Source organism: Saccharopolyspora rhizosphaerae, from assembly GCF_003931915.1.
Classification (GTDB): domain Bacteria; phylum Actinomycetota; class Actinomycetes; order Mycobacteriales; family Pseudonocardiaceae; genus Saccharopolyspora; species Saccharopolyspora rhizosphaerae.
Genome location: NZ_RSAA01000031.1, coordinates 1 through 209 on the forward strand (window position 1 = coordinate 1; position 209 = coordinate 209).

General features: G+C 72.2%; 1 pseudogene. It reads right to left on the minus strand.

What is annotated here, in order from left to right:
- Positions 1 to 209, minus strand: a pseudogene (locus EIL87_RS22945) (electron transfer flavoprotein subunit alpha/FixB family protein); the annotation flags it as partial.

Below are 209 nucleotides of genomic sequence, written 5' to 3' on the forward strand. Positions count from 1 at the left end.
CAGCGAGTGCGACGCGACGCCCTCACCGTCGATGTCCACGACCTCCGACAGCAGACCGGAGTCCAGGCGGATCGCCAGGCGACCGGCGATCTCCTTGCCGTCGGTGGACGCCGGCACCAGCACGGCCGCCGGGCTCACCGAACCGGCCAGCTTCTCCAGCACGTCGACCTGCGGCGTCACCAGGTACTCGGCGGCCTCGGCGGACTCGG